At 68.2% G+C, this 25,613-nt stretch carries 15 protein-coding genes; 8 read left to right on the top strand and 7 right to left on the bottom strand.

Translation table 11 applies throughout. From position 1 onward, the window contains the following. Nucleotides 1-47: 47 nt before the first annotated feature. The 7 genes from ESB00_RS18305 to ESB00_RS18275 form a co-directional block, all read right to left on the bottom strand. Nucleotides 48-2,612, bottom strand: a complete 2,565-nt coding sequence (locus ESB00_RS18305) for a hypothetical protein (protein ID WP_129049534.1) — start codon at nucleotides 2,610-2,612, stop codon at nucleotides 48-50. 206 nt (nucleotides 2,613-2,818) lie between these two features. Next, a complete protein-coding gene (locus ESB00_RS18300) occupies nucleotides 2,819-4,369 on the bottom strand; it encodes a sodium:solute symporter family transporter (protein ID WP_129049531.1) in 1,551 nt (516 codons plus the stop codon). A gap of 347 nt (nucleotides 4,370-4,716) precedes the next feature. Then, nucleotides 4,717-6,486, bottom strand: a complete 1,770-nt coding sequence (locus tag ESB00_RS18295; protein ID WP_164976308.1) for an exo-alpha-sialidase — start codon at nucleotides 6,484-6,486, stop codon at nucleotides 4,717-4,719. A gap of 159 nt (nucleotides 6,487-6,645) precedes the next feature. Next, the gene (gene pdxA, locus ESB00_RS18290; RefSeq protein ID WP_129049527.1) at nucleotides 6,646-7,653 is read right to left on the bottom strand and encodes a 4-hydroxythreonine-4-phosphate dehydrogenase PdxA; all 1,008 of its coding nucleotides are present in this window, start codon (nucleotides 7,651-7,653) and stop codon (nucleotides 6,646-6,648) included. A gap of 4 nt (nucleotides 7,654-7,657) precedes the next feature. Next, nucleotides 7,658-8,785 carry a four-carbon acid sugar kinase family protein gene (locus tag ESB00_RS18285; protein ID WP_129049525.1) on the bottom strand — a complete coding sequence of 376 codons (1,128 nt, stop codon included), beginning with the start codon at nucleotides 8,783-8,785 and terminating at the stop codon, nucleotides 7,658-7,660. A gap of 193 nt (nucleotides 8,786-8,978) precedes the next feature. Further along, the gene (locus tag ESB00_RS18280; RefSeq protein ID WP_129049523.1) at nucleotides 8,979-9,878 is read right to left on the bottom strand and encodes a dihydrodipicolinate synthase family protein; all 900 of its coding nucleotides are present in this window, start codon (nucleotides 9,876-9,878) and stop codon (nucleotides 8,979-8,981) included. A gap of 1 nt (nucleotide 9,879) precedes the next feature. Further along, on the bottom strand, nucleotides 9,880-11,013 hold the full coding sequence (locus ESB00_RS18275; RefSeq protein WP_129049521.1) for an iron-containing alcohol dehydrogenase: 1,134 nt from the start codon (nucleotides 11,011-11,013) through the stop codon (nucleotides 9,880-9,882). A gap of 347 nt (nucleotides 11,014-11,360) precedes the next feature. Between ESB00_RS18275 and ESB00_RS18270 the strand changes: the two genes are divergently transcribed. From ESB00_RS18270 to ESB00_RS18235, 8 genes are all read left to right on the top strand, one after another. Beyond that, a complete protein-coding gene (locus tag ESB00_RS18270; protein ID WP_129049519.1) occupies nucleotides 11,361-12,896 on the top strand; it encodes an MGH1-like glycoside hydrolase domain-containing protein in 1,536 nt (511 codons plus the stop codon). 158 nt (nucleotides 12,897-13,054) lie between these two features. Beyond that, on the top strand, nucleotides 13,055-15,673 hold the full coding sequence (locus ESB00_RS18265; protein ID WP_218938789.1) for a DUF6298 domain-containing protein: 2,619 nt from the start codon (nucleotides 13,055-13,057) through the stop codon (nucleotides 15,671-15,673). A 175-nt stretch (nucleotides 15,674-15,848) separates the two neighbouring features. Beyond that, nucleotides 15,849-17,447: a DUF5060 domain-containing protein gene (locus tag ESB00_RS18260; RefSeq protein WP_129049515.1), complete on the top strand. Its 1,599-nt coding sequence runs from the start codon at nucleotides 15,849-15,851 to the stop codon at nucleotides 17,445-17,447. 116 nt (nucleotides 17,448-17,563) lie between these two features. Beyond that, nucleotides 17,564-18,532 carry a glycoside hydrolase family 43 protein gene (locus ESB00_RS18255; protein WP_164976307.1) on the top strand — a complete coding sequence of 323 codons (969 nt, stop codon included), beginning with the start codon at nucleotides 17,564-17,566 and terminating at the stop codon, nucleotides 18,530-18,532. A 121-nt stretch (nucleotides 18,533-18,653) separates the two neighbouring features. Beyond that, the gene (locus tag ESB00_RS18250) at nucleotides 18,654-20,240 is read left to right on the top strand and encodes a glycoside hydrolase family 28 protein (protein WP_129049511.1); all 1,587 of its coding nucleotides are present in this window, start codon (nucleotides 18,654-18,656) and stop codon (nucleotides 20,238-20,240) included. Between the two features lie 20 nt (nucleotides 20,241-20,260). Beyond that, nucleotides 20,261-21,748: a sodium:solute symporter family protein gene (locus ESB00_RS18245; protein WP_129049936.1), complete on the top strand. Its 1,488-nt coding sequence runs from the start codon at nucleotides 20,261-20,263 to the stop codon at nucleotides 21,746-21,748. Continuing rightward, complete coding sequence (locus ESB00_RS18240) at nucleotides 21,745-22,812, top strand: sialidase family protein (RefSeq protein ID WP_129049509.1); 1,068 nt, start codon at nucleotides 21,745-21,747, stop codon at nucleotides 22,810-22,812. Before ESB00_RS18245 ends, ESB00_RS18240 begins: the two co-directional genes overlap by 4 nt. Before the next feature lie 110 nt (nucleotides 22,813-22,922). Further along, nucleotides 22,923-25,610 (top strand): family 78 glycoside hydrolase catalytic domain, encoded by a 2,688-nt coding sequence (locus ESB00_RS18235; protein ID WP_164976306.1) that lies wholly within the window; start codon nucleotides 22,923-22,925, stop codon nucleotides 25,608-25,610. Nucleotides 25,611-25,613 lie beyond the last annotated feature (3 nt).

Here is a 25,613-nt window from a genome sequence, read left to right as displayed (position 1 = left end):
CAGGTTTCAATCCGGGTCTGGAATGGACACCGGTCGGACCGGAATGTTCACGGAGCAATGGGTCGGACGATGCCCAGGATCAGGTAGGTGCCGGTGCCGCGGACCTGGAGGGTGTGGCGGCCGGCGGGATAGTCGAAGGCGTGGACGGTGGCGGCGGGGAGGGCGTCGAACTTCACGGCGTCCACGATAAAGGGCTCGGCGCCGCCGCGGTCGGCGGCGGTGGCGTCGGTTTCCAGCGTGGGCGGCTGACGCCAGCCGGGGCCGCGGTCGTGGAAGTAGCCGATCAGCACGCGCACGGGCTCGCTGCACTCGAAATCGATCACCTTGTCGGGCTCACCCCGGCGCAGGCCGATGCCCTGCAGGCCCTCCAGCTCGGGGGCGACGGCGGTGAAGACGGCGGGAGCGTCGGGAAAGACGGTGTTGCCGACCTGCACGGTGTAGGTGCTGAGACCGGGCGTGAGCAGCTTCCAGGCGGCGGGCGTCAGCGGGGCGTGGGTGCGGCCTTGGGCGGCGGCGGGGTTTTTCAGCGCGGCGACCTGGGCCTGGAATTCCGTCAGCTCCTTCTCGTAAACCGGCAGCAGCTGCGTCCAATGGTAATTGGCCCGCTTGCCGGCGATGCCGCCGGGGACGGGGATGCGGCGCTGGGCGGTCTGCATGGAGTTGGCGGCGCTGTAGGCGTCCTTGGTCAGCTCGGTGAGCCGGCGGAAATACACGAGGCTCTCCGCGAGGTTTTCCTCGGCGAGGACCATGTCGGCGAGGTCCTTGCTGTAGCCGTAGCGCAGCACGGCCAGGGCGGCCCGGGTCTTGGCGACGTAGTTCTGCGACATGGCGCGGATGGCGTGGACGTCGTTGCGCAGGCGGTTGAACTCCTCGCGGTTCCGCGTCACGAGCGGCGCGGCGCGGTCGATGGCGGCGGCGGCTTGGGCGGAAAAGGCGAGCACCTCGGCGTTGATCGAGACCGGCGTCTCGCCCTCGTGCGGGAGTTTCTTCCAGGCGCGCTCGGCGTATTCCTTGAGGCGTTCGCCCGGGGGCGACTGGGATTCCCAGAGCTCGGGGAACTCGCGGTATTTCTCGGGGCGGACCAGCTGGTCGAGGGTCATGCCGAGCGCCATGGTCTGGCGGTTGCCCTCGGTGATGCCGTAGCGGCGGAGGATGCGCGGGGCGCACTCGCCGGCGGCATTGTAGGCGTCGAGGATGAACGGCGCGGCGTCAGCGCCGTAGTGCGCGGCGAGGCGCCGCGTCCAGTGGGCGCGCTCGGCGATGGGGTCGCGGTCGGGGTTCCACGCGTAGCGGGCCCAGGCCTCGAACCAGATCCAGTCGCGTTCCCATTGCTTGAGGGGGGTCGGCGTGATGTCGGGCGAGACGGGCCAGTCCCAGTAGAAGAGCGGGTAGAGGTGCAGGCCGTGCGCGCCGAGGCGGTCGCGCATGGCGAGGACGGATTTCTGGATGAACTCGGTCGCGCCGTAGCGGAAGGGTTCGAGGTTGGCCAAAATGTGGACGTTGGCGAGGTGGGTGGAGCCGACCTGGCTCATCGTGAGGTGGAGCTGCTGGCGCACGCCGCGCGGCTCCCAGGTGGTGAGCGACTCGCCGTTGAACTTCGCCTCGGTGTAGAGGTTTTTGTAGCCCTTCAGCGCCTCGGGCATGACCTTGGTCGCGTCGGTGGCGTGGGTGCGGAGGACGATCGGCGGCTCCTTGGTCAGGCCGGCCGCGGCCATGCCGTCCTTCACGCCCGGGATGATGACGTCGGTCATCCAACGCGTCTGCGCGTTCTGTTCCTGGAGGGCCTCGCCGAGGCAGGGCATGAGGCCGACGTTGGGGAACTCGCGGACGAAGGCGGCGATGGATTTGCGCGTGTAGTCGGCGGCGAGGTCGTTCCACGCGTGGAGCTGGGAATCGAGGCCGTGCTTTTCGGCGAGCGGCTTGGAGATGAGGATGCTGTAGAACTGCTGCACGAGCCAGATGCCGCGGCGGTCGCACTCGGCGGTGAGCCAGCGGAACATCTCGACGTTCTTGGCAAAGACCTCGTCACTGACCTCGACGGCCTCGGGGTAGTCGGGGAGCCGCACGAGCGAGGCGAAAGGATGGCCGTTCCACAGGTAGAGCGTGTTCATCCGCAGGTCGGCGAGGTGGTCGAGGTATTCGGTCCAGTAAGCCTTGTCGTAGAAGAACGGGAACTCCTCAGGCGTGTAGGGATATTCGTAAACCTTCCGGCCGGGGAGGTAGTAGGTCTTTTGCATGCCGATGCAGGGGCCGCGGAGGACCATGACGGGGGCGTCGGAGATTTGCTGCGGTCCCTTGGGCCAGCCCGAGCGCAGGCGCTCGGCGAGCTCCAGGCAGCCGTAAAGGACGCCGGAGTCGTCGGCACCGGTGAGCGTGATCGTGCCGTCGGCGGCGGAAGCGAGGATGAAGCCTTCCTTCGGGGCGACGCCGGTTTCCTTGCGCACGATGATGTGCGGCGCCTGGGCGGGCAGCGCGCGCTGCAGGCGCTCGATGCCGTAGCGGATGCGCGGCGAGGCGTCGGCGGGGGCCTCGACGGCGGCGCGCGCGGGCCCCGTGGCAGCAAGCAGACCGGCGAACAACAGGCAGGAACGGAGCGAAGGGAATGGAATCATGGAAGAAGCGGAGCGACTTGGTTTAACCACGAAAGAACACTACTGGGCTCGAATCAGAAAATTCCCCCGAAGCGTCATCCTGAGCCGTGCGAAGGATCCAAGGGAAAGGACGTGCATCCGCCGACCGACTGGATCCTTCGCACGGCTCAGGATGACGGTGGCGGGAGTGAGGTGTCCTTCTTGTCTGTTGGTGTTCATACGTGTTTTCATGCCGACGGATTTCTGCCGGCACGCCGGAACGTGAGGCGTTCGATGTCGGCCGGCACATGGCCGCCGAACGCGCGGCTCCAGGCGTAGCCGACGCCGAAGACAACGAGATGGCCGAGAATGCCGATGAGGATCGGGTTGAGCGGGAAGTTGAAACCAAGGTCCACCATCGGCTGTTTGCCGGAGGTGAGCGTGCCCCAGGTCGTGAAGACGGCGCAGGCGACGAGGCCGGCATAGCAGCCTTGGCGCGTGGCGGTGCGCGTGAAGAAGCCGAGGAAGAACAGGCCGAGCATGCCGCCGGAGAGGATCGCGGCGACGGTGACCGCGCGCTCCATGATGGTCGCGGCCCCGCCCTTGGGGGCCATGACGAGGGCGACGCCGATGGCGAGGAGACCGAAGAGCGCCACGCCGAGGCGGCCGGAGCGCAGGCGCGCGCGGTCGGAGAGACCGGGCTTGAAGTGGCCGACGATGTCCGCCGTGAACGCCGTCGCGATGCTGTTGAGGTCGGGGCTGATCGACGACATCGAGGCGGCGAGAATGGCCGCGAGCATCAGGCCGATGATGCCGGTCGGCAGGTGGTTCACGATGAAGTGCGGCACGACCTCGTCGCTCACGGCGGGCGCCGGCGCGCCGCTGAGCGTGTAGTAGCCGTAGAGCAGGGAACCGATGACCATGAAGAGGGCCCAGACCGGCACGCAGAGCAGGCCGTTCCAGAGCGCGCCGCGGCTGGCGTCGGCGTCGGACTTGGCGATGAGGTAGCGCTGCACCATGTGCTGGTCGGCGATGTAGCGCCGCGCCCAGTTGGCGGTGTAGGCGAGCAGCAGCAGCCATTGGGGCGTGAGGCTGGCGTCGAAGAGCCCGGCCCAGGAGAAGTCGAAGTTGCCGAGGGAGAACTTGCCGGCGTCCCACGCCGCGCCGATGACCGCACCCGTCGGCCCGCACTCGGGGGCGAAGATCAGCCGCGCAACGATGAGAAAGGCCGCGGCCACGAAGATCAGGCCCTGCACGACGCTCGTCCAGACGACGGCCTCCATGCCGCCGATCATGGTATAGGCGACGGTGAACACGGCCATGCCGATGATGACCGACTGCAGATCCCAGCCGGTCATCACGCAGACCGGCACGGCGGTGGTGAGCATGGTCACGCCCACGTCGAAGAGCCGGTCGCCGATGAAACAGCCCGAGGCGTAGAGCCGTCCGCCGATGCCGAAGCGCGCACCGAGATATTCATACGCGCTCATGCCGACGACGTTGCGGTAAAACGGCACGATCACGCGGGCCACGAAGAGGAGCACGAGCGGCAGCGTGAAACTGCCGAGCAAAAGGATGAGGCCCTTCTGGTAGGCCGTGGCCGGGTGGCCGACGAGGGTGTTGCTGCTGATGAGCGCGGCCATCATCGCCATCGCCACCGCCCAGGCCGGCATGGAGCGTCCGGCGACGAAGTAATCCTCGGCCGTCTGGTTGCGCTTCGTGGCCTTGAGGGTCAGGGCCGCGATGCCGGCGAAGTAGAGGATCAGGACGGTGACGTCCAACCAGTGGAGATGGGGCATGGGGTGCGGAAGGGAGCAGGGAGCGGGGAGAAGGGGAGAAGGGGGAAGGAGAACGGAGGCTGGAGGCCGGAGGAGGGAAGAAAGCGGAAATCAGAAGTCAGAGGTCAGATGTCAGAGGTCGGAAATCAGATGGCGTATGGGGGCTGACTCTTTCTCTTGGTCGTTGGTTCAGCGGGGTGCAGGACTGGGGGAGAAAGAGAAAGATTAAGAGAAAGAGAAAGAAGGAGGGCGGCGCAGCGTGTCATCCTGAGCGGAGCGAAGGATCCAAGGTGAACGACTGAGTTGCGCCTCGCGCTTGGATCCTTCGCACGGCTCAGGATGACGGAACGGGGATGGCAGGGAAAGGGTTACTCCTTCTTCGCCGCGACGGGCTCGATGATGACGTCGTCGATGAGGAAGGTGGCGGCGGGGGCCTTCTGGTCGGCGCCGGGGAGGTCGCGGCCGCCGTAGCCGCGCTCGCGGTGCGGGCCGGTGCGGAACGACAGGCGCTCGATCGTGGCGACGGGATCGGTGAAGAAGGCCGGACGCGGGAGCGGGGACTGGCCGTTCACGAGCACGGCGCAGCGGTCGGCGTTGGGATCGGCGGGGATCTCCAGCTCGAAGGTGTGCCACTGGCCGGCGGTGTAGGCGCCGGCGTCGAGCCACTGCGCCTCATGGCAGGCCCAGAGCCGGCCGTCCTCGCCGAAGGCCAGGCGCACGGGCCGCAGGCCGGCGCCGTCGAGCAGGTCGATTTCCAGGCGGGCGTTGGTCTGCTGGGCGAAGACCTTGAACGAAACCTTCACGCCGTGGCTCGCGGGAAACACGCGGACGGCGCGGGCGTAGTCGTAGGGGTCTTCGTCGGTGAGTTTCAGCACGCGCTCGCCTTGTTCGGCGGCGACGCGCACCGGCGCCCACGCGGGCGAGTAAACATTCCAGCCGGTGGGCAGCGTGCCGGGGGTGGCGGAATTAAAATCGTCGTTCACGGGGCCGCTGGCGGTCGCGGTGGCCGGCACGGGCACACGGGCGACCCAGATGTCCTCCTTGTTCACGGAGTAGGTGAGCCAGAAGGCCTCCTTGGCGTCGGGCGGCGTGCCGTTGCCCTCGACGATGCCGCGCACGTATTGCGGGCCCATGTTCTTGAGGTAGCCGCCGAAGCGCTGGTCAGGCAGTTCGGCGTGGACGGTCCAGAGGTTGGAGAACTCGGCGCTGTCGGCGCTCGTCATGAGCGCGAGCGGGTAGCGGTTGCGGTTCGTCGGGTTGAGCACGAGGCCGTAACGGCCGTCAGCCGTGCGCTGCAGCCAGTATTTCGAGCCGTTGTTGGGCAGGTTCTCGGCGAAGGTCGTCGGCGTCCACGTCTCGCCCTTGTCCGCGGTGGTCGCGACGAGGCGGTTTTTCCAGATGCCGAGGGTGGAGCCGTCGGGGCGCGTGACGTAGGACAGGGCCTTGCCGCGGACGCGGTAGAAGCCGCTTTCGTCGAGCATCTCCTCCTCCCACCACTGCGCGGTCATCAGCTTGTTGGCGAGGAGCGCGTCGCAGGCGGCGACGAAACCCGGGTCCGGCGAGGCGGTGTAGAGCGGGTAGGGCAGCTTGAGCTCGGGAAAAGCGGTCTTGGCGTTGGGGCGAATGAAATAGATCGGGCCGAAACTGCCGTCGGCATGGATCTCGCGCACCGCGCGGCCGAGGCCGGTGCCGTCGTTGGGCGAGGGGTAGCGGCCGTAGAAACCGAGGACGAGGAGTCTTCCATCGGGAGCGACGTAGAAACCCATGCGCTGGTGCGCGATCGTCTGCTTGCCGTCGGGCAGGGTGAAGGCCGGAAACACCACGCGCGGCGCCTCCCACGTGAGGCCGTCGGCGGAGCGCGTCAGCGAGGTCGAGCAGGGCGGCTCGTGCTCGGCGTGCGGGCCGCTCAGATATTCCAGATAGAAATGGCCGCGCCAGTGGGCGAGCATCGGCGCGTGCAGGTAGGTGTCGGTCAGGCCGTCGGCGTGCGTGGGCGCGGTGCGGTTGGCGCGATAGACCTGGATGTTCTGCACCCCGACGACCGGCCGCAGCCCACCGTCCGCCGTCGGCGCCACGTCGAGCGAGCCGGTGAAGCGCACGGGCGGCTCGGCGGAGAGCGGAGCAAACGGAAGCAACATGGCGGCAACCAATCGCCACACCCCGGCGCGCCGCGCCACCCCTCTCCAGCGGGGACCCAAATCCTGGCAGCGCTGCCTTAGATCCCCTCTGGAGAGGGGTGCCCGAAAGGGCGGGGTGTGGGGCGAGTTCATGGCGGGGGGAACTGGTAACAGATGACGTTACACTCTGGCGGAGGGGTTGCGCGCCAGCGCGGCGGCGAGCTTGATGGCTTCCACGAGGCTGCGCGGGTCGCCGCGGCCGGTGCCGGCGTTGGCGAAGTCCGTGCCGTGCTCCACCGAGGTGCGGATGATGGGCAGGCCGAGGGTGACGTTTACGCCGCGCCAGATGCCGAGCATCTTGGCGGCGACGTGGCCCTGGTCGTGAAACATCGCGACCGTGCCGTCGAACTCGCCCTGGGAGGCGCGGAAGAAAATCGTGTCGCCCGGCCACGGGCCGCTCACGTCGAGCCCGAGCGCGCGGGCCTGCTCGATCGCGGGCTTGATGAATTTCTCCTCCTCGTCGCCGAACAGGCCGCCCTCGCCCGCGTGCGGGTTGAGGCCGGCGACGGCGAGCTTGGGCTGCGCGATGCCGAGGCGCTGCACGGCGGCATTCGTGAGCTGGAGCACCTTGACGATGCGCTCGGGGCGCACGCGGTCGATGGCCTGGCGGAGCGAGACGTGGGTGGAGACATGACTCACGCGGAGCTTGTCGGCCACGAGCATCATGGTCGCGCCGGGTGCCTTGCAGACCTCGGCGAGCAGGCCGGTGTGGCCGTCGAAGTGGTGGCCGGCGGCGTTGAGTGCAGCCTTGTTGATGGCGGAGGTGACGATGCCGCCGACGCGTCCGGCGAGCGCGAGCTCGGCGGCGGTCTTTACGTATTCGTAGGCCGCGTGGCCGCACCGCGGGTCGGCCTTGCCGAGTTGCAGGCGGGCGAGGTCCACGTTTTTCAGGTCGTGGACGGCAATCTCGCCGTCGGCGAACTGGGCTTCTTCGGGTGAGCTGAAGCCACGCACGCGGGCGGCCGAGCCGGTGTAGGCGCAGGCTTTCGCCAAGACGGCGGCGTCGCCGATGACAAGCGGGCGGCAGAGGGCGCGCACCTCGGGCAGCACGAGGGCCTTGGTGAGCAGCTCGGGGCCGGTGCCGGCGGGATCGCCGAGCGTGATCGCGAGGAGGGGGAGACCGGACATGGGATCAGTCGAAGAGGCCGGCGGGCAGGGCGCGGCGGAGGTTGGCGGGCCAGGCATAGCTACCCGGTTTGAGCGTGACGGCAAATGCGGGATCGCGCACCGGCCGGAGGGTGACCGCGCCCGGCCCCCAGACGCGGATGACCTCGAGGTCGGTCCAGCCCAGCACGGACAACACGGCCGCCGTGGTGGCGCCGCCTGCGATCAGCAGGTGGGTGAAGGCGTGTTGGGCGTGCAGCTTCCAGGCGAGGTCCGCAAAACCGCGGGCCAGGGCGGCCGGCGCGTCACGTCCGGCCAGCCGTGCATCGGGCGGAGCGACGGCGACGGCGCCGTGACGCTGCAGCGCGGCGGCGACGCGGGCGACGGTGGGGGCCTGTTGTCCGCGGAACCGGAGCAGCCGCGAGCCGTTCGTCGCCATGGCGGAGCCGTGCAGGAAAAGCGCGGGGCCAACGAGGCGCGACGCGCGGGCGCGGGCGTGGCGCGAGGGGCCCTGCGACCTGAGCCAGGCCCGGAAGAAATCGGCGCCGCCCGCGGGCAGCGTCACGGAGTCCAGCAGATCCGTCCAATGGCGGACATCGGCGGGCGAGGTGGTGTCGCCGACCGCGACGCCGTGGTCCGGCAGGCGGCTGGTGGACGGCGGCAGGCTGACGACGGGGGTGCGGGGCGCGCGACCGAGCAACACGCGGACATCGGCGCTCGTGCGCGGGTGGTGAGGGTCGCGGGCGAAGGCGGTTTCGTGCAGCGGCACGCCCTGCACGGCGTAGCGGCCGTCGCGGATGGTGCGGCCGAGCGAGGGGTTCGCGGGCAACAGCAGCGTGCGGTGCCGGCCGAGCGCGCGGGCGGTGGCGGTGGCGTGGACCAGCACGGAGCCGCGGAGGACGGAGTCCACCTTGAGGAAGAAACCCCGGTGCGGCGTATGCGCGAGGCACTTGGCCCAGGCGCCGACCTTGCGGGCGGCGGCGGCGGGCGCGAGGAGGCGCGAATCGGTGTCGAAGACGAGCACGTCGGCCGCGATGGGCACGGTCGGCAGGTGGGTGAGCACGACCGCGCGCAGGCCCGCTTCGTGGGCGATGGCCGCGATCTCGGCCGCGCCGGTCAGGTCATCCGCGAGAACGATGTGGGGTCGGTGGGGCATGGACAGAGTCTGATTAGGCAAGAAGGCAGTTTCCCACCGATGAAGACCCAAGTCTCGCTGCTGTCATCCTGAGCCGCGCGAAGGATCCAAGACCGGGGCGAGAGCAGGTCCTTTCCCGTGGATCCTTCGCACGGCTCAGGATGACGGAAGGGTAAGGTGACTGGTTCATCGGGACAGAGGAGACAGGTTGAGTTTAGCCCAACCGCACGAGTTCGGCGCGGACGGCTTCCTGGTCGGCGGCGCTCAGCGGGAGGAGGGGTGGCACCATGGCGGGACCGCAAAGTCCGCGCAGGCCGAGGCCGGCCTTGAGGGCGGCGAGCGACTGGCCGAGGGTGCGGTTGCGCTGGAAGACGGCGCCGATGGCGTCGAGCTGCGTCTGGAGCTGCTCGGCCTTGGCCCAGTCGCCGGCGCGGGCGGCTTGGTAGAGCGCGGACCAGCGTTCCGGGTAGAGGTTGCCGCCGCTGGGCACGAGGCCGTCGAAGCCGAGGCGCAGGGCCGGGATCGAGTGCGCGGCGATGCCCATGAAGAGCGAGAAGTCCGGACGTCCGCCGAAGCGTTTCGCGACTTCCTCGCGCCGGCCGGCGGTGCCCTCGGAGTCCTTGAGGCCGGTGACGTTCGACCGACGGGCGAGCGTCTCGATCACGTCCAGCGGGAGCGACATGCCGGTCGTCGCGGGCATGTTGTAGATCATCAGCGGGCCGCGGATGCCGTCGGCGAGGCGCTCGAAGTAGGCAAGCATCTCGGCGGCCTCGAGCTTGTAGTAGTTGGGCAGAATCCCGACGACGGCGTCCACGCCGGCCTTCAGGTAGGCATTGCCCGACTCAAGGGAGAAGCTGACGCAGTTCGACGCCGGGCAGGCGAAGACGGGGGTGCGCTTGGCCGCGACGCGCACGGCGATCTCGACGTAGCGCAGGCGCAGGGCGGCGGGCAGGGAGGCAACCTCGCCGGTGGTGCCGAGCACGAGCATGCCGCAGCCGTTGCTCGCGAGGTGGTCCACGAGGCGTTCGGCGGCGGCCTCGTCGAGGGAACCGTCGGGTTGGACGGGCGTGACCAGGGGGACGATCACGCCATGATGGCGGGGAAAGGAAGTCATGTCAGAAAGCGGCTTCGTAGATACGCAGGGCGTCGGCGCGGGTGACCTCGCGCGGGTTGTTCTTCAGGAGGCGGGTGACCTGAATGCCGGCGTCGGCCATGCGCGGCAGCGCGTCGCGCGGGATGCCGTGGGCGGAGAGGCGGGCGTCGATCCCGCAGGCGGCCACGAGCTGCTGGAGCCGGTCGGGCAGGTCCGCGGTTGTCGCGCAACCGAGGGCATCGGCCAGCGCCGCGTGGCGTGCGGGCAGCGCGGGCAGGTTGAAGCGAACGACGTGCGGCAGCAGCAGCGCGATGGACAGGCCGTGGGCCAGGTGAAACTCGCCGCCGAGCGGGTAGGCGAGGGCGTGGACGCCGGCGGTGTTGACCGGGCCGAGGCCGAGGCCGCCGTAGAGGCTGCCGAGGGCGACGGCGGTGCGCGCCGCAAGATCGGAGCCGTCGGCCACGCTGCGCGCGAGATGCGCGCCGATGAGCCGCACGCCCTCGAGCGAGTGCAGATCCACGGCCGGGTGGGCGGCGCGGTTGGCATAGGTCTCGAGGCAGTGCGTGAGCGCGTCGAGGCCGGTGGTGGCGGTGAGGGCCGGCGGGAGCGAAAGCATCAGCGACGGATCCACGATGGCGACATCGGGCACGAGGGCCGGGCTGATCACGGCCTTCTTCGCGACGGCGGCCTCGTCGAAGAGCAGGGCATTGGGCGAGACCTCGCTGCCGGTGCCGGCGGTGGTCGGCACGCAGGCCAGGGCGGTGCGGCGGCCGGCGAGCACGTTGACGCCGTAGAAAGCGGAGGCCGGTTCCGCGCGGTCGTGCAGCGCGGCGACGAGCTTGGCCACGTCGAGCACGCTGCCGCCGCCGACGGCGAGCACGAGGTCGGGGGCAAAGGCTTTCGCCGCGGCCCGCAATTGCTCGCAGCAGGCGAGTGTCGGCTCGGGCGGCACGCCGGTGACCGTCTCGATCGCGGCCCCGGCCGCGCGCAACGGCGATGCGAGCGCATCGGCGGGGGTCCGCACGGAAGGCGAAGTGATGACGAAGACGCGGCGATGGCCCGCGCGGGCGAGCGCGGCGCACGCCTCCACGGCGCAGCCCGCGCCGAAGTGAATGCGCGGCGGCTGCAGCAGCGTGATGGCAGTCGGAACAATCATGCGGGGTGGGGTGGAGTAGCCAGAATCCCCGCATCCGGCTTTGGCAACCGCAGAAAGTTTTCGCGCGTCGCGCGTGAAAAAAGTTTCCGCGGCACCCGCCTCGCGGGCCGACGGGCGCGGCCGCAACGGGATTGGGAGGCGCGGGCGTGTTAATCGCTGACAGCGTGCGAGTCAGCGAAGCGGCCCGCTCCGCTCCGGCGGACGCGGACGCGGGCGAGACCAAGGCCGCGGGCGCGGAGGGTTATGATACCGGAGATAATTTTCTTCATCGTGGCAGAAATGAAAGGAGTGGTTAGATAGGCTGTTGCGTTAAAACCCTGGCGCTCCACGCCGCTACCCTCCCCGTGATGTTTCTGCCCCGCCTGAGCCTGCTGTCCTGCGCCCTGCTGTTTCTGTCCGGCTGTGCGACCGCCGCGGACCAGACCCCGCTCGTGTCCGCCGCGGCCTTCGCGCCGCACATCGCGAAGTTCAACACGATGGAACCGGAGACGGTGGTGAACGCCGTGCCCAATGCCGAGGCGCAGGCCTGGCTCGAGGCGAACGTGCCGCGCTTCGCGTGCCCCGACGCGCAGCTGGAGGAGACTTACTGGTTCCGCTGGTGGGCGCTGCGCAAGCACCTGCGGCGTGACGCGGGCACCGGCCGCTGGGTGTTCACCGAGTTCATCACGCGCGAGCGGCCCGTGAGCAGCGCGCTTGGCCACCACCTGATGGAGGGCCGCTGGCTGCGGAACCAGGCCTGGCACGACGACTACGTGCGGTTCTGGCTGCGCGGGAAGGACGGCCAGCCCGAGGAACGGTTTCACCGCTACTCGCAATGGCTGCACCACGCGCTGTGGTCGCGCTGGCTCGTGACGCAGGACACGGCCACGCTCACCGGGCTCCTCGACGAACTCGTCGCGGACTACCGCCGCTGGGAGACGGAGCGCATGCGCCCCGACGGTCTCTTCTGGCAGGCCGACGTGTGGGACGCGATGGAGGAGTCCATCAGCGGCGGCCGGAAGGTGAAGAACGTGCGCCCCACGATCAGTGTTTACATGTTCGGCAACGCCACCGCGCTCGCCGAGATCGCGCGCCGCGCCGGCCGCACGGAACTGGCCGAGGAATTTGCCGCCAAGGCCGCGCACCTGCGTTCGCTCGCGCAAAAGACGCTTTGGAATCCGGAGCTGCAGTTTTTCGGTTCGGTCACCGAGGAGCTCCAGCCCATCGCCGTTCGCGAGGCCATCGGGTTCATCCCGTGGTATTTTCACCTACCGGAGACGGGCCGAGGCTACGAGGTTGCCTGGAAGCAGCTCACCGACGAAAAGGGGTTCAAGGCGCCGTGGGGCCTCACGACGGCGGAGCGGCGGCACCCGAAGTTCCGCACGCACGGCACCGGCACCTGCGAATGGGACGGAGCGGTCTGGCCCTTCGCCACGTCGCAGACGCTCACCGCGCTCGGCAACGTGCTGCGCGATTACCCGCAGAACGCGGTGACCAACCGCGACTGGTTCGACGCCTTTGTCACCTACACCCGCAGCCACGTCTATGACGGCCTGCCCTACCTCGGGGAATACCAGGACGAGTCCACCGGTGCCTGGCTGAAGGGCCGCGACCCGCGCAGCTTCTATTACAACCACTCCACCTACGCCGACCTGCTCATCACGGGCCTCGCCGGCCTGCGTCCGCGCGCCGACAACGTCATCGAGGTCGCCCCGCTGCTGCCGGAAGGGACATGGGACTGGTTCTGCCTCGAGAACGTGCGCTACCACGGCCGCGACGTGACAATCCTTTGGGACAAGGACGGCCAGCGCTTCGGCCGCGGCGCGGGGTTGCAGGTGATTGTGGATGGCCAGGTCGTGGCCAAGGCTGCCAAGCTCCAGCGCGTCACCGGCAAACTGCCATGAGGCACACTTTCCAGAGATCCTCACCGACTGTCATTCTGAGCGCAGCGAAGAATCCAGCGGAACGTGCCCTACTCCCATCCAGGGGCGTCAATCGAACTGGATCCTTCGCTGCGCTCAGGATGACAGGTATCTTGAGTTTGGCCGGTTGGGTGGGGGCCATGGCCTTGGCCAAGGAATTTCCCTCGCCGGTGGCGCCGGGCAAGGACGGCAAGCTCGTCTATGAAACTCTCGCGCGTGGTGACCGCGTGCCGGATTATTCGCATGCCGGCTACCGCGGCGGCGGCGTGCCGCTGCCGATGTTGCCCGCCAGGATTTTGGTGGCTCCGGCCGAGGGTGAAGACGGCGCGCGCATTCAGGCGGCTCTCGACCATGTTTCCGCGCTGGCGCCTGACGCTTCAGGACAGCGCGGCGCGGTGCAACTGGAGGCCGGTCGTTATGAAATTGCCGGTCAGCTGAAAATCACCGCCAGCGGCGTCGTGCTGCGCGGCGCAGGTTCCGGCCCCGACGGCACGGTCCTGGTCGCGACCGGCACCGACCGCCGCCCCTTGATCGAGGTGGCCGGGCGCTACGAGCGCAAGGACCTCGCCTCCGCGCGCGCCGTGGCGGACGACTATGTGCCGGTCGGCGCGACGCAGCTCCGCGTGGCTGACGCCACCGGGCTGGCCGTGGGGCAGAGCGTGACGATCGAGCGGCCGAGTCCGGCCGAATGGCTCGCGCAGCTCGGGATGGATGTCGCCCCGGCCCGGCAGCCCTATCTGTGGAAACCCGGCACGGTGAACATCCGCTGGGACCGGGTGATCACGGCGATCAAGGGCGACAAGATCACGCTCGATACCCCGCTCACCACCTCGCTCGACGCGAAGCTCGGCGGCGGCAAAGTCACGCCTTACGCCGAGACGGGTTACCTGAGCGACGTCGGGGTGGAGAACCTGCGTTGCGAAGCCGACTACGACCGCGCCAACCCACTCGACGAGCAGCACGCGTGGAACGCGATTGACCTGCACGCCGTGCGCGACGGCTGGGTGGCGGATGTGACGGCCGTTCATTTTGCCGGCTCGGCCGTGCAGGTCGGCGCGCGCGTGGCCCGCGTGACGGTGCAGGACAGTGCCTCGCTCGCGCCGGTTTCGGAGAATGCCGGTTACCGGCGCATGGCCTTCCACGCGCGCGGGCAGCAGGTCCTCTTCCTGCGCTGCCGGAGCGAGCAGGGGCGGAACGATTTCACGACCGGTTACCAAACGGCCGGTCCGGTGGTGTTCCTCGACTGCATCGCGACCGGCATGAGCAGCTTCAGCGGCTCGATCGGTGCGTGGAGTTCCGGCCTGCTCTTCGACGGCGTGAAGCTCGACGGCGGCGTGTTGCGGCAGGACAATCTGGAGACCTTCAACCAGGGCGTGGGTTGGGCGGCGGCGAATTCCATGATCTGGCAGACCGAGGCCAGCGTCATCATCAGCCGCCAGCCCCCTGGCGCGCACAACTGGGTGGTGGCGGTCTGGGCGCAATACGTGGGCGACGGACGCTGGAGCGGCACCAACGAATTCGCCAATCCCGCGTCGCTTTACCGCGCGCAGCTCGCCGAGCGCTCCGGCCCGGCCGCGCTGGTCACGTTGGAAAAGAGAATCTATCCGGCCGCCGCCGCGAATTTGGAAAGGTGGAACCCGCGCGGAGCGCGGGTTGGCTCCGAAAGCGTCGCAACTTCCGGCAAGCCGCTCGCCCTCGTGAACGGCGTGCTCACCGTCGGCGGGGAGCGCCTCTCCGGCAAGGAGCAGGCCCTGGCCTGGTGGCTGGGCCGGCTCGAACCGGCGCGCGCCTCCGAACCCGGCCCCGCGATCACGCGCTGGGCGCCCGGCCGCACCGGCACGGGGCTGACCGATGAGATTCCCGCCGTCGTGGCGCGCATGAAGCGCGAGGGCGCCGCGGTGCTCCGTCACCACTACGGACTCTGGTATGACCGCCGCCGCATCGACCACCAGATGATCCGCCGGCCGGATGCCGACGTGTGGCCGCCGTTCTTCGAGCAGCCCTTCGCGCGGAGCGGGCAGGGGAAGGCGTGGGACGGACTCAGCCGCTATGACCTGACGAAATACAACCCGTGGTATTTCGGCCGGCTGAAGGCCTTCGCCGCCGAGGCACGCCGCGAGGGTGTCGTGCTGATCAACGAAATGTACTTCCAGCACAACATCATCGAGTCGGGCGCGCACTGGGTGGATTCGCCGTGGCGCCCGGTGAACAACGTCAACGGCACGCCGTTTCCCGAACCGCCGCCGTTCACCGGCGACACGATCAAGATGGCCGATGCGTTCTACGACCTCGCCGAACCGGCCTACCGCGCGCTGCACCGCGCCTACATCCGGCAGTGCCTCGCGAGCCTGGCCGACGAGCCGAACGTCATCCACACGCTCAGCGCCGAAAACACCGGCCCGCTCCATTTCATGCAGTTCTGGCTCGAGGTCGTCGCCGAGTGGGAGCGCGAGACCGGCCAGCAGCCGCTCATCGCCCTCAGCGCGACCAAGGACGTGCAGGACGCCATCCTCGCCGATCCGGTGCGCGGCGCGGTGGTGGACGTGATCGACCTGACCTACTGGTTCCGCACCGACAAGGGCGAGGAGTTCGCCCCCGCCGGCGGAATGTCGCTCGCGCCGCGCCAGCACCTGCGCCAATGGAAGGGCGGACGCCCGAGCGCCGCCTCGATCCGCGCGATGGCGCAGGAATACCGCGCGAAGTTCCCCGGCAAGGCCGTGATCACCGGCCTGGACCAGGCGGGGGACGTGCAGCCGTGAGCGCCCCTTTCGATCAAATGGTCATGACCCTGCCTGTCATTCTGAGCGCAGCGAAGAATCCAAGAGCATGCACGCTAGCGAACGTGCCGCTGGATTCTTCGCTCCGCTCAGAATGACAGGTGACGTGGCTCTTGTATCAACTTCTGCATCTGCCATCCACCAGCCCTCTTTCCCCATGAAACTCCTCCGTCTCCTCTCCCTCCTGAGTCTGGGCGCCGCCCTGCTCAACGCCGCGCCCGTCACTGTTGAAAAATGGGGCATCTTCGAGCTCGAGCTCAAGGGCCCGAGCGAGGGCAACCCGTTCACCGAAGTGCGCTTCGGCGCGGTGTTCACCAACGGTGCGACCACCGTCGAAGTGCCCGGCTTCTACGACGGCGACGGCAGCTACAAGGTCCGCTTCATGCCGTCCGCCACCGGCGAGTGGAAATACGAGACGAAGGCCAACCGCTGGCCGCTGACCGGCAAGCTCGGCAGCTTTGTCGTGACGCCGCCGGCCAAGGGCAACCACGGCCCCGTGCGCGTGGCCCACACCTTCCACTTTGCCTATGCCGACGGCACGCCGTTCAAGCAGATCGGCACCACGATCTACAACTGGACCGACACGCCCGAGGCGGTGCAGGAGGAGACGCTGAAGACGCTTGCGAGCGCGCCCTTCAACAAGATCCGCATGCTGCTCACGCCGCAGCCCACGCCCTACCAGAATTCATTCGCCCCGCCGCGCTGGCCCTTCGTCGGCACGCCGCCGACCAGCTGGGACTTCACCCGCTTCAACCCCGAGTATTTCCGCCACCTGGAGAAACGCATCGGCCAGCTGCGCGACCTCGGCATCGAGGCCGACGTGATTTTGTTCAACCCCTACGGCAAATTCGGCTTTGAGAGCATGGACGCCGCTTCCGACGAGCGCTATGTGCGCTATGTCATCGCCCGGCTCGGCGCCTACCGGAACATCTGGTGGTCGCTGGCCAACGAATACGACTTCCAGCGGGTGAAGACCGAACCCGAATGGACGCGGATCGGCGAGCTGGTCCAGGCCGTCGATCCCTACAACCACCTCCGCTCGATCCACAACGGCTCGCTGCTCTACGACAACAACCAGCCCTGGGTCACGCACGCCTCGATCCAGAACGGCGCCGCCGTCGAGGAGCCCGGCCGCGCCGAGATGTATCGCGGCGTCTGGCGCCGGCCGGTCGTCTATGACGAGGTCAAATACGAGGGCAGCAGCCCCTATCGTTGGGGCGATCTCAGCGGCGAGGAGATGGTGCACCGCTTCTGGTGCGGCACCGTCGCCGGCACCTACGTCGGCCACGGCGACTACTTCCTCGTCAACGAGGACACTTGGACGTCCTTCGGCGGCACGCTGAGGGGCCAGAGCGCGCCCCGCCTCGCCTTCCTGCGCAAAATTCTCGAGGACGGTCCCGCGCAGGGGATTGATCCGATCGACAAGTGGCAGGACCCGAACACCGGCGGCGTGCACGGGACCTACTACCTGACCTATTTCGGCCGCGCGCAGCCGACCGAATGGACCTTCAAGCTCTACAAGAACGGCGTCGAGGACGGCCAGCGCTACGTCGTGGACGTCATCGACACCTGGGCCATGACCGTGACGCCCGTCGAGGGCGAGTTCGTGACCAAGAAGCTCAACAACTACCACTTCGGCGACGCTGCCGGCCGGAAGGTGAAGCTTCCCGGCAAGCCCGGCATGGCCGTGCGCGTGCGCCGCATCGGCGCCGACGGCCAGCCCGTGAAACTCGAACTGCAGCGGGAGGGGACATGAGCCAAACCAACCCCACAGCTTCGATCCGTCATCCTGAGCCCCGCGAAGGATCCAAGGGGATTCGCGGGAAAGACCGGGCAGGTGCGGGTTTACTTGGATTCTTCGCTGCGCTCAGAATGACGGTTTGGGGAGTTGTTTTTTTAATCCTTGGCGCTTCATCACCTCTTCGTGCCGCCGAGCCGGCCAAGCCCGCCCTTCCCGAAACCTGCTACCTCTTCGCCTACTTCCTGCACAAGGAGGAGGCCGATGGTTTCCGCCTCGCGTGGAGCGCCGACGGCCGCGAGTTCAAGATGCTCAATGACGGCAAGAGCTACCTCAAGCCCACGGCCGGCGAGAACAAGCTGATGCGCGACCCGCACCTGCTGCGCGGACCCGACGGCACGTTCCACCTCGTGTGGACGACGGGCTGGACGGGCAAGACGATCGGCTACGCCTCGTCACAGGACCTCCTCACGTGGTCGGAGCAGAAAACCCTGCCCGTCATGGCCCACGAACCCGAGGCGCAGAACTGCTGGGCCCCCGAGATCACCTGGAACCCGGCGAAGCAGCACTTCCTCGTCCACTGGTCCACGACCATCCTCGGCAAGTTTCCCGAGACGGAGATGTCCAACCGCCGCCGCGAGCGGAACCACCGCATCTACGCGACGACGACGAAGGACTTTGTGACCTTCACGCCCACGAAGCTCCTCTACGACGCCGGTTACAACGTGATCGATGCGAACATCATTCCCGCCGAGGACGGCACCGGCGACTGGCTGATGTTCGTGAAGGACGAGACCTTCGCCCCCGTCACGCAGAAGAACATCCGCCTCGTGCGCGGTCGCACGCCCGAGGGCCCGTGGGACCCCGTGTCGCCGCCGCTGACCGGCAACTACTGGGCCGAGGGCCCGGCCGCCATCAAGGTCGGCGACGAATACCGCGTGTATTTCGACAAGCACATGCTCGATTTCATCGGTCTCGTCCGCTCGCGCGATCTGAAGACCTGGGAGGATGTCAGCGACCGGGTAACCTTCCCGCCGCAGGCGCGTCACGGCTGCATCCTCGCCGTGCCCCGCGCGGTGGTGGAGCGGTTGCTCAAGCCGTGAACCGACCAGGCTCTGCGCCCGTCTTTGTAGGGTCGGCGCTTGCGCCGGCCTCACCGCCGAGGTCGCCGCAAGCAGCGACCCTACATTCCAGTTCCTGAAGACCGGTCCTACCCCAAACCCCATGAAATTCCGCCTGATTGTTCTCCTCTTCGCCCTCGGTCTCCTCCGCGCCTTCGCCGCGCCCCCGGCGGTCTATAACGCGGTCGAGCACGGCATCGTGCCCGACGGCACGACCAAGAACACTGCGGCCATCGCGGCTGTGATCGCGAAGATCAAGGCGGCCGGCGGCGGCACGCTGTATTTTCCGCCCGGGCGATACCTCACCGGTTCCGTCCACCTCGAGAGCAACCTCACGCTGCACCTCGAGGCCGGCGCCACGCTGCTCTACAGCGGCGACCCCGCCGATTCCCCGCTCGTGGAGTCGCGCTGGGAGGGCACGACGGCCTGGACCTACGGCCCGCTGATCTACGCCAACCGCAAGGAGAACATCACCATCACCGGCCGCGGCACCATCGACGGCCAGGGCCAGCACTGGTGGTGGCGCGCGGCCGACAAGACCCCGCGCCGCGACCTCGCCGAGGCGGCGCGCCCCGTCTGGGTCGCATTGCGCGACCGCATCCAGGCCGGCGACGGCGCCAAGGTCACGCGCGAGGACTTCGTCGTGGCGGCCAACTTCATCCGCCCCTCGCTGGTCGTGCCCTACGAGTGCAAAAACATCCTCATCGAGGGCGTCACGATCACCAACTCCCCGATGTGGCTCCTGCACACGATCTACTCGGAGAACATCACCGTGCGCGGCGTTTCGTTCGTCTCGCGCGGGCCGAATGGCGACGGCTACGACATCGACTCCTGCCGCAACGTCCGCATCTCCGACTGCTTCTTCGACACGGGCGACGACTGCATCGTGATCAAGTCCGGCCGCGACGCCGACGGCCGGCGCGTCGGCCGACCGACCGAGCTGGTGACCATCACCAACTGCGTGATGTATCGCGGCCATGGCGCCGTGGTGATCGGCAGCGAGATGTCCGGCGGCATCCGCGACATCACCGCCAGCAACATCGTCACCCGCGGCACCGACCGCGGCATCCGGCTCAAGACCCAGCGCGGCCGCGGCGCGGTCGTGGAGAACCTCCGCTTCGACAACTGGGTGATCATCGACGCGCCCAAGGAGGCCATCCACATCACGAGCAACTACTCCAAGATGGCCGAGGAGCCGAAGTCCGAGCGCACGCCGACCTTCCGCAACATCTCCATCAGCAACGTGACCGTGGTGAACGCCGCCACCGTCGTCGGCATCGCCGGCCTGTCCGAGCAGGCGGTCGAACAAGTCCGCATCTCCGACCTCAAGGGCACGGGCAAGGCCGGTTTCGTGGCCGATGCCGCCGACGACCTCGAACTGCACGACATCCGCATCGATGCGCAGGCGGGATCGCCCTTCGTGTTCACCAACTCCCGCCGCCTTCACTTCGACAACCTCGCCACCACCACGCCGCCGGTCGGTGGCGCACCGGTGGTCAGTCTCGTGGACACCGCCGACGTCGTGCTGACCGGCGGACGGCTGCCCGCGGGCGGCAAGGTCTATCTCCGGGTGGACGGCGCCAAGACCGGCGCCGTTTCCGCCAGCGTGACCGGCGGGCATCCCGCGGACGGCACGACGGGCGTGGCGGTCGGGAAGGAAGTCCCGTTCGGCGTGGTGCAGCAGCCCTGAAACTTTTCGTGCCGCACTCGCTGTCCATCCCTGATCTCGCCGTCCTGCTGGCCTACCTGGTCGGCGTGACCGGCTTCGGCTGCTGGTTCTACCGCCGGAACCGCGAGAGCGAGCGCTTCATGTCGGCGGGCCGGTCGCTACCCGGGTGGGCGGTGGGTCTGTCCATCTTCGGCTCCTACGTGAGCAGCATCAGCTTCCTCGCGAACCCCGGGAAATCCTACGCCGACAACTGGAACGCCTTCGTCTTTGCCCTGACGCTGCCCGTGGCCGCGTTCATCGCGGTGAAGTGGTTCGTGCCCTTCTACCGCCGTTCGGGCGACCTGTCGGCCTACCATCATCTGGAAAAACGCTTCGGTTCCTGGGCCTGCACCTATGCGGTGCTCTGCTACATTCTCACGCAGGTCGCGCGACTCGGCACGATCCTTTACCTGCTCGCGCTGGCGCTGGTGCCGCTGACGGGCTGGGACATCCGGCTGATAATCCTCGTGGCCGGTGGCGTCGTCATCATCTACCCGCTGGTCGGTGGCACCGAGGCGGTGGTGTGGACGGGCGTGGTGCAGGCCGTCGTGCTGGTGGGCGGGGCGCTGGCGGCCGTGGCGGTCATTCTGTTCCAGATGCCCGGGGGCGCGGCGGAGGTGTTCGCGGTCGCAGCGGCGCAGGACAAGTTCAGCCTCGGCAGCCTCGACGGCAGCCTGGCGCGCTCCACGTTCTGGGTCGTGCTGATCTACGGGTTGGTCATCAACCTGCAGAACTTCGGCATCGATCAGAGCTACGTGCAGCGCTACGTGACGGCGAAGTCCGACCAGGCCGCCGCGCGCAGCGTGTGGCTCGGCGCGCTGCTTTACCTGCCGGTGGGCGCAGCCTTCTTCTTCATCGGCACGGGGCTGTTCGCTTTTTACTCCGTGCAGCCGGAGCTGTTGCCCGCCGGCCTGAAGCCCGACGCCGTGTTCCCCCACTTCATCAGCACGCAGCTGCCAGCCGGGCTCGCCGGGTTGGTGATCGCCGGCCTGTGTGCCGCGGCGATGGACTCGAACCTCAACTGCATGTCCACGCTCTTCCTCAACGACCTTTACCGGCGCTACCTGCGCCCGCAGGCCGGGGAGAAGGAGGCCATGCGCGTGCTCTACGCCTCGACCCTCGGCTTCGGTGTGATCTGCGTGGGCGCCGCGCTCGCCATGATCTCGATCAAGAGCGCGCTCGACGTCTGGTGGGAGCTCGCCGGCATCTTTGGCGGCGGCATGCTCGGGCTGTTCCTCCTCGGGCGCTTTCTGCCGCGGGCCGACGGCCGGGCCGGGCTCGCAGGCGTGGCGGCGGGTATCGTCGTGATTTTGTGGCTCACGCTGTCGCCCAAGCTCGCCTGGTGGCCCGAGGCGCTGCGCAGTCCCTTTCACGGATTGCTCGTCATTGTGTTCGGCACGCTTACCATCCTCGCGACCGGTGGTCTCGCCGCGCTGCTGGCACCGGCGCGTCCGCCGTCGTCCGAGCCCCGCCCTGTTTCCGCCTTATGAAAATGCTCCTGCTCCTCCTCGCCGCCGCGCTGACCGCTTCGGCCGCCTCGCACCCGGCCGTCGTCAGTGCCGGTTTCATCAACGACAACCCACCTTACCCGGAGTCGCACGCCTCGAGCATCGTGGAGCTGGCGCCCGGCCGGCTCGCGGCCACGTGGTTCGGCGGCACGAAGGAGCGCAATCCCGACGTCGTCATCTGGTTTGCCCGGCACGAGGGCGGCCAGTGGCAGCCCGCCGTCGAGGTGGCCAATGGCGTGCAGCCAGCCCTTCGACAGGCTCAGGGCAGCAAGGCTGAGGCTACGCGTCAGCCTTGCTGGAATCCCGTGCTTTTCGCGCCGAAGGGCGCACCGCTGCATCTCTTCTACAAGGTCGGCCCGAACCCGCGCGAATGGTGGGGCGAGGTCATCACCTCCACCGACGGCGGCAAAACCTGGAGCAAGCCGCGCCGCCTGCCCGACGGCTTTCTCGGCCCGATCAAGAACAAGCCCGTCGTGCTCGCCGACGGCTCGTGGCTCTCGCCCAGCAGCACCGAGGGCAACAAGGACGGCTGGCTCGTCCACTTCGAGCGCTCGCGCGACCAGGGTGCGACCTGGGAAATGATCGGCCCCGTGAAGAAGGGCCCCTCGCTCGACAACATCCAGCCGAGCATCCTGTTTCACCAGGACGGCAAGCTGCAGGTGCTGACGCGCACCAAGCAGGGTGTGGTCGGCCAGACCTGGTCCGAGGACGGCGGGCAGACCTGGAGCCCGTTCACCGCCACCGAGCTGCCGAATCCCGCCTCCGGCACCGATGCCGTCACGCTCGCCGACGGGCGCCAGCTGATCGTCTATAATCCCACCGGCCACCGGCCGCACGAGGCGAAGGGCAACCGTTACCCGATCGCCGTGGCCGTTTCCGCCGACGGCCTGAGCTGGAACAAAGTCGTGACGCTCGACACCGAGCCGTGCCAGAGTGGCTACTCCTATCCCGCCGTGATCCAGACGACCGACGGCCTCGTGCACATCACCTACACCTTCAACCGCGAGAAGATCAAACACGTCGTCCTCGACCCGAAGAAGCTGTGAAGATGAGCGAACACCACACCCCGCCCTGCGGGCACCCCTCTCAAGAGGGGATCATGGAAGCGGCGCGTTGGATCCCCTCCAGGAAGAGGGGTGGCGCGAAGCGACGGGGTGTGTGGGCGGTTTGCGCGGCGCTCCTGCTCACCGCGCCGCTCAGCGCCGCCTACGAGGTGGCTGCGCTCAAATGCGAGCTCGCCGTCAACCCGCTCGGTGTGGATGCCGCGCAGCCGCGGTTGTCATGGCAGATTGCGTCGGACGAGAACGGCCAGCGGCAGAGGGCGTGGCAGGTGCTCGTGGCAAGCTCGGCCGAAGCGCTCGCGTCCGACCAGGGCGATCTCTGGGACAGCGGCAAGGTCGAGGGCGACCGCACAACCTTTGTGAGCTACGCAGGCAAGGCGCTCGTTTCCTCGCAGCAGGTGCATTGGAAGGTCCGCAGCTGGGATCGCGCCGACCAACCCTCCGCCTGGAGCGCCCCGGCGATGTGGACGATGGGGCTGGTCGGGGCCATGCCCCGGACCACAGACGACGGACCACAGACGACGGACCAAGTCGCGACGGTCTGGGGGGCGAAGTGGATCACGGCGGCGGGCGAGGCCCGCTTGGAAAACACGCTGCTGCGTCGTGAGTTCGTGGTGAAGCCCGGTCTGCGCCGTGCGCTGGCGCACGTGACGGGACTCGGCCACTACGAGCTGTTCCTCAATGGCGCCAAGGCCGGCCGCGACGTGCTTTCGCCCGGCTGGACGGATTATCGGGACACGATCCTCTACGACACGAAGGACGTGACCGAATTCCTTTACGAGGGCCCAAACGCCGTCGGGCTCGCGCTGGGCAACGGCATGCTGCACGTCGTGCGGCCGGAGGGGCGCTTCGCCAAATTCGTCGGTTCGATGGGCCCGCAGCGCGCCATCCTGCACCTGCGGCTCGAGTATGCCGACGGCACCGTCGAGACGCTCGTGACCGACGAGGGCTGGAAGACGCACGCCGGCCCGATCACTTTCTCCAGTATCTTCGGCGGCGAGGATTTCGACGCGCGCCTTGTGCCGCCCGGATGGAAGCGCTCCGGCTTCGACGACAGCGCCTGGCCGGCGGCGGTGGAGTTCACCGGGGAGCAGGGTGTGCTGCGCGGACTGAGCTTCGCGGCCGAACCGGTGGCGCCGATCGAGACGCGGGTCGTCAAGGCCTCGCGTCGCCCGGCGCCCGGAGTCGTGCTCTATGATTTCGGCCAGAACGCCTCCTTCATGCCACGCCTGCGGGTCAGCGGTCCGGCCGGCTCCGTCGTGAAGCTGACCGCCGGCGAGGTTGTCAACGCCGACGGCACGATCAACCGTGGCACGATGGGCGGCGCGCACCGCGGCAGCGCCTGGTGGCAATACACCAAGTCCACGGACCTGGACGAGATCTGGTTCCCGCAGTTCTACTACCTCGGCTCGCGTTACCTCTACACGGAATTGATCCCGGCGGTGGCCGGCGGCGAGCTGCCCACGGTGGATTCCGTCGAGATGGTCATTGTCCATTCGACCGCCGCGCCGGCCGGCCAGTTCGCCACGTCGGACCCGCTGCTCAACCGCATCCGTGACCTCGTGCGCTGGGCGCAGCGGTCGAACATGGTCTCCATCCTCACCGACTGCCCGCACCGCGAGAAGCTCGGCTGGCTGGAGCAGAACCACCTTTGCGGACCCGCGCTGCGCTACGAGTGGGACGTCACCCGGCTATTCGCCAAGAATGTTCGCGACATGGCCGAGGCGCAGGAGCCCGACGGCCTGCTGCCGAACATCGCGCCCGAATACGTGACCTTCAAGAACACCTTCCGCACGGCGGCGGAGTGGGGCGCCTCGTTCATCCAGGTGCCGTGGCAGCAGTATCTCTTCACCGGCGACGACTCGCTGCTGCGCGAGCATTACGAGGCGATGAAGCGCTACTTCGCCCATCTCGAGAGCCGCGCCGCCGGCGGCCTGCTTCAGGACGGCCTCGGCGACTGGTATGACGTGATCCTCGAAAAGACCGGCCGGCCCAACCTCACGCCGCCCGCGGTCACGGCGACGGCCTTCCTCTACGAAAACGCGCGCACCCTGGCGAAAATCGCCACCGCGCTCGGGCTCGCCGACGAAGCGGCGGATTTCACCGGCAAGGCGGCGGAAATCCGTGACGTCTTCAACCGCGAGCTCTTCAAGCCCGGCACGCCCGAGCTCTACGGCAGCGGCTCGCAGACCGCGCAGCTGCTCCCGCTGGCCTTCGGGCTCGCCGAGCCGGCGGACCGGGCCGCGTTGCTCGCCGCGGTGTTCAAGGACATGGATGCGCGCGGCCACGCCACGACCGGTGCGGTCGGCACGCGCTATCTGTTCCGTGTGCTCACCGACGAGGGGCACATGGACCGGCTCTTCCGCCTGATCACCAATCCCGACATGCCGGGCTATGCGCTGCAGGTGAAGCAGGGCCTGACGAGCCTCGCCGAATCCTGGCCCGCCTACCTCGGCGCCTCGCACAACCATTTCTTCCTCGGGCAGGTGACCGAGTGGTTCTACCACGACCTCGCCGGCATCCAGCCCGACGAAAAGGCGCCCGGCTTCAAGCACGTCATCATCAGGCCGCAGCCCGCCGGTGACCTAAGCTGGGTCGAGGCCACGCACCAGTCCGTGCACGGACCGATCAAGGTCCGCTGGGACCGCGCCGACGGGAAGTTCAAGCTGAAGGTCACGATCCCCGCGAACACGACCGCGACGGTTTACCTGCCGGTGAAGGAAGGCTCCCCGGTCGGCCAGCCGGTGGAATCGGGCACGCACGAGTTTGAGACGGCGTGGTGAGCG

Source organism: Oleiharenicola lentus (assembly GCF_004118375.1).
GTDB classification, from domain to species: Bacteria; Verrucomicrobiota; Verrucomicrobiia; order Opitutales; family Opitutaceae; genus Lacunisphaera; species Lacunisphaera lenta.
This window is presented reverse-complemented; position numbering and strand designations above follow the sequence as displayed.